Raw genomic sequence first — 4,568 nt, 5'->3', positions numbered from 1 at the left:
GCCGACAGCGCGGCGAGCCCGGCCACCGCCTCGGTCTCCGCGGCCGGCGGGCGCGAGGCCAGCCAGCTCGCGAACGCCCGGCCCGCCACCGGTGGCGCCGCGGCCAGGACCGACGGTGACTCGGCATGGACGACGGTCAACGCGTCGAGCCGGGCGGCACGAGCCACCGCGACGGCGAGGACCTCCATGGGCACATGCGGGAACTCCGCCACCCCCGACGGCGCGAGGAACGCCTTGAAGCCGAACACCCCGGCGTCGTGCAGGGCCGCGATCTCGGTGCGGTCCCGCACGTCAGCGCCGACGATCCCGCCCCAGAAGCCGACGTCGACCGCTATCCGCCCGGCCGCCGCGGCCCGCTTCACCGCGAGTGCCGCGACCGACGTCGTCGGCGGGATGGCGTTCAGCGGCATGTCCACGATCGTGGTGACGCCGCCAGCGGCTGCGGCCCGCGTGGCGCTGGCGAACCCCTCCCACTCGGTGCGCCCGGGTTCGTTGACGTGGACGTGGGTGTCCACGGCCCCGGGCAGCAGGGCGAGGTCTCCAAGATCGGTGACACCCGGTCTGGCCTGGACGGCCTCGGGCCGGGTGACCGCGGTGATCCGGCCGCCGGCGATATGGACGGCGGCCGGGCCGACTCCGTCGGGAGTCACGACCCGTGACGAACACAGTATCTCGGGACGTTCGGGAAGCCCGGGGAGCCCGGCCGGGGGGATGGTCATCCGCCGCCGCCGGCATCCGGGCGGACGAGATCCGCCGGGTGGGCCTGGCCCGGCGGCAGCACCAGGTCCTGCGGCCGGATCGGCACCCGGCGCAGGTCACGCCCGATCGCGGCACGGACCGCCGCCACCACTGCCGGGGTCGCCGAACAGGTCGCCGCCTCCCCCACCCCCTTGACGCCGTAGGGCGCCCCGGGCTGCGCGTGCGTCAACGCCACGAAGTCCAGCGCCGGGACATCGGCGATGGTGGGCAGGACGTAATCATGAAACGTGGGGTTGCGCACCACCCCGCCGTCAACCACGAGCTCCTCCATGAGCGCGAGGCCGAGCCCCTGGGCGGTACCGCCCTCCGCCTGCCCGCGTAGCGCCATCGGGTTGAGCACCATGCCAACGTCCTGGGCGAGCGCCATCGATACCACCCGCACGAGTCCCAGGTCCACGTCGACGTCGACGACCGCGCGGTGCGCCGCCACGGCGAAGGCGACATGTACGTCGCCCTGGCCGTCCGGGCCCAGCGGCTGGGTACGCCGGTGGCGGAAGACCTCCACCGCCTCGACCGGCCCGTCCGCGAGCAGGTCGGCAAGAGGCAGCCGCGTTCCGGCCTCGCTGGCGACGATCTCGCCGTCGGCGAGTGCCAGCAGCCGCCTCGGCTCGGCGACCACCTCGGGGGGCAGGCCGAGCCGCCCGGCCGCCCGGCCCAGCAGCCGCTCGGCCACCGTGACCGCGGCGGCACGCACAGCGCCACCGCTCATCCACGTCTGGCGGGACGCGCTGGTCGGCCCGGCACTGCCGATGGCGGTGTCCGCCGGGGCGAGTAGCACCTGGTCCACCCCGAGTTCGGTCCGCACGATCTGCCCGGCGATCGTCACGAAGCCCTGGCCGACCTCCGCGCACGCGCTGTGCACGACGGCCCGCGGTGTGCCGTCCGGCCCGAGCTCCAGGCGTACCCGGGCGGTTGAGAAGTCGTCGAAGCCCTCGGAGAACAGCAGGTTCTTGTAGGCCAGCGCGTAGCCGACACCGCGGCGGACCCGGCCCGGGTCGGCCGCGGCCAGCCGCCCGCCCGGCAGGGATGTCACCGGCGTACGGTCCGACACCGGAGCTGGCAGCGGACGAGCCGCGACTGTCGCGATCGCCTCCCGCAACGGCAACGGATCAGCAACGAGCTGGCCCGTGGGCAGCACATCGCCAGGCTCGAGCACGTTGCGGCGGCGCAGTTCCACCGGATCCATGCCGAGCGCGTCCGCGAGCCGGTCCATCTGCGCCTCGTGCCCGAAGGCGACCTGGGGAACCCCGAAGCCGCGCATGGCTCCGCACGGTGGGTTGTTCGTCCGCACCACCCACCCGTCCACCACGGTATGGGGGACCCGGTAGGGCCCTGACGCGTGCGTCACCGCGTTGGCCAGCACCGCCGGGGACGATGACGCGTACGCTCCGCCATCGAGGACCACCCGCGCGTGGACGCTGACGAGCTGCCCGCGGCGGGACGCGGTGTGGCGGAACCACAGGCGAGCCGGATGCCGGTGCGGATGGCCGAGGAACGACTCGACCCGGTCGTAGCGGATCCGCAGCGGCTGCCCGGTGACCCGCGCCAGCAACGCGCCGTGGATCTGCAGGGTGATGTCCTCCCGGCCGCCGAACGCTCCGCCAACCCCGGCGAGGGTGAGCCGCACCCGATCCTCGGGAATACCCAGGCACGCCGCGATCTGCTCCCGATCGGAGTGCAGCCACTGCGTGGCCACCCGCATGTCGATACCGCCGTCCGCCGTCGGCACCACCAGCGCGGCCTCACAGCCGAGGAAGGCCTGGTCCTGCATGCCCACCACATAGGAGTCGCTGACCTGGACCGTGCCGCGGGCCGCCGGGTCACCGTGCCGCAGATGGATCTCGCGAAAAATATTGCCGTCAGGGTGCAGCGGATCGACCTCGCCGCCAACGGACACGATCCGCTCAGGATCTGTCACCGCGGGCAGCGGTTCGTAGTCGACGTCGATGGCGGCGAGCGCCCGGACAGCGGCGCGGGCGTCGCGTGCCGCGACCGCGGCAACTGGTTCGCCCTGGTAGCGCACAACGTCACGGGCGAACACCGGCTGGTCCGCGACGATCAGGCCGTAGGTGGCCCGGCCGGGCACGTCCCCGGCGGTCACCACCGCCGCCACGCCCGGAAGACGCCGGGCCGCGGCGGTGTCGATACGGCGGATCCGGGCGCGGGGGTGCGGGCTGCGCAGCGTCCGGGCGTGCAGCATGCCCGGCAGGAAGAGATCGCCAGCGTACGGGAACGTCCCGTCGATCTTGTCTGCGCCATCCGGGCGGGGCACCGATCTACCGATGCCCTGACCGGCCGCCGCGTGATCGGTAAACTCCTGATCACCGGATGAACGTGAGTCCGCCATCAGCCCACCGCCTGTCATCGGTCACCGGCGAGTGTCCTGGATGGACCGGATGGCCGCCATGATCCGTCCGTATCCGGTACACCGGCAGATGTTGCCCGCCAATGCCTCACGGATCTCGTCCTCGTCCGCGTCGGGCCGCCGGGCCAGCAGATCGGTCACGGCGACGACGAACCCTGGTGTGCAAAAGCCGCACTGGACCGCCCCGTGGGCGAGGAAGGCGGCCCGCACCGCTCGGGCCGGGCCACCCGCACCCAGCCCGGCAACGGTCGTGACCACGGCGCCCGCGGCATCCGCCGCGAGCACTGTGCAACTTGCCACCAGCCGGCCGTCCATGAGTACCGAGCATGATCCGCATCGGCCCTGTTCGCAGGCGTCCTTGACCGACATCACGCCAAGGTGGTCGCGCAGCACACCCAGGAGGGACTCCGCCAGCCAGGCGTCGGCCACCAGCCGCATACCCCCGTCGATGTACAGCTGATAGGACACCCGTCGACCGGTTCCGCAACCAGCCAGCGCCGCCGCGTCACCATCACCGCCCCCGGCGATGTCGCCGCGGGCACACCCGTCGTTGTTCATGACCGGAACCGCCCGGCGCTGCCCGGTCCCGCACTGCCCGGTATTGCGCCCGGCGCCGCGGCCGGCAGACAGCGGCCGACCGCGCGGGCCGCGAGCACCCCGGCCGCGTGCCGGCGGTACGCCGCCGAGACGCCGACGTCATCCGGGAGCGGATCGGGCACGGCCCCAGCGGCCTCGGCCACGAGCTCGCCGAACCCGGCCACGACATCCGCGGGGATCGTCCCGGTCGACCAGTCGACCCCTTGCCGGACGAACTCCTCAGCGGTGGCCGGCCGCGTCGGCTGGTGTGCGATCCCGCCAATCGCGCAGGTCACCCGTTCGTGCACGCGGTCGACGACCAGCGCGCAGGAGACCAACGCCGCCGACGCGGCCTGCCTGGAACCGATCTTCAGGTAGACCTGGGGCCCGCACGGCCGGGGTAGCCGAACGGCTGTGACCAGCTCAGTCGGGGCCAGCCCGGTTGCCAGGAACGATGCGACATCCACGGTCCGCGCCCCGCGCGCGCTGTTGATCACTATTTCGGTGCCGACCGCGGAGAGAAAGGTCAACAGATCCCCCCGCGGGTTGGCTGTCCCCAGCGCTCCACCCACCGTGCCCGTGTTGCGGATCTGCGGGGAGCCGACCACCCGTGCCATTGCCGCCAGCCCCGGCGACAGCGACCAGCCGGTCAGATCGTGGTAGGTGACACCGGCACCAATGATCAACATATTTGCGCTGGCCCCCCGGGAGCGCAGTTCCAGGACCCGGCGCAGGGCGACAAGCCGGCGTGGCTCCCGCTGGCGGGCACGCAGCGCGGGTACCAGGTCAGTGCCGCCAGCGAGGATCTCCGCGTCCCCGTCGGCCAGGATCTCGACGGCTTCGGCGACGGTCAGCGGCCGGTGCAGGC

General features: G+C 73.1%; 4 protein-coding genes. All 4 read right to left on the bottom strand.

Annotated features, from left to right (window positions below; translation table 11 throughout):
• On the bottom strand, positions 1-719 hold a 719-nt coding region (locus MJ783_RS20435), incomplete at its 3' end, for an amidohydrolase family protein (protein ID WP_239312792.1).
• Positions 716-3,106 (bottom strand): xanthine dehydrogenase subunit D, encoded by a 2,391-nt coding sequence (gene pucD, locus MJ783_RS20430; protein ID WP_239312789.1) that lies wholly within the window; start codon positions 3,104-3,106, stop codon positions 716-718. The genes MJ783_RS20435 and pucD, both read right to left, overlap by 4 nt.
• Positions 3,107-3,127: 21 nt before the next feature.
• Complete coding sequence (locus MJ783_RS20425) at positions 3,128-3,682, bottom strand: (2Fe-2S)-binding protein (protein WP_370651740.1); 555 nt, start codon at positions 3,680-3,682, stop codon at positions 3,128-3,130.
• On the bottom strand, positions 3,679-4,566 hold the full coding sequence (locus tag MJ783_RS20420; protein WP_239312786.1) for a xanthine dehydrogenase family protein subunit M: 888 nt from the start codon (positions 4,564-4,566) through the stop codon (positions 3,679-3,681). Before MJ783_RS20420 ends, MJ783_RS20425 begins: the two co-directional genes overlap by 4 nt.
• Positions 4,567-4,568: the final 2 nt, after the last annotated feature.

It is taken from the genome of Protofrankia sp. Cj3, from assembly GCF_917627355.1.
Classification (GTDB): domain Bacteria; phylum Actinomycetota; class Actinomycetes; order Frankiales; family Frankiaceae; genus Protofrankia.
Note: the sequence above shows the minus strand (reverse complement) of the source record. Positions and strands in the feature narration are given on the sequence as shown.

What these genes read in the sequence shown, in the direction of transcription:
- pucD (WP_239312789.1), bottom strand. Translation starts at nt 3,106, where the DNA reads ATGGCGGACTCACGTTCATCCGGTGATCAGGAGTTTACCGATCACGCG.
- MJ783_RS20425 (WP_370651740.1), bottom strand. Translation starts at nt 3,682, where the DNA reads ATGAACAACGACGGGTGTGCCCGCGGCGACATCGCCGGGGGCGGTGAT.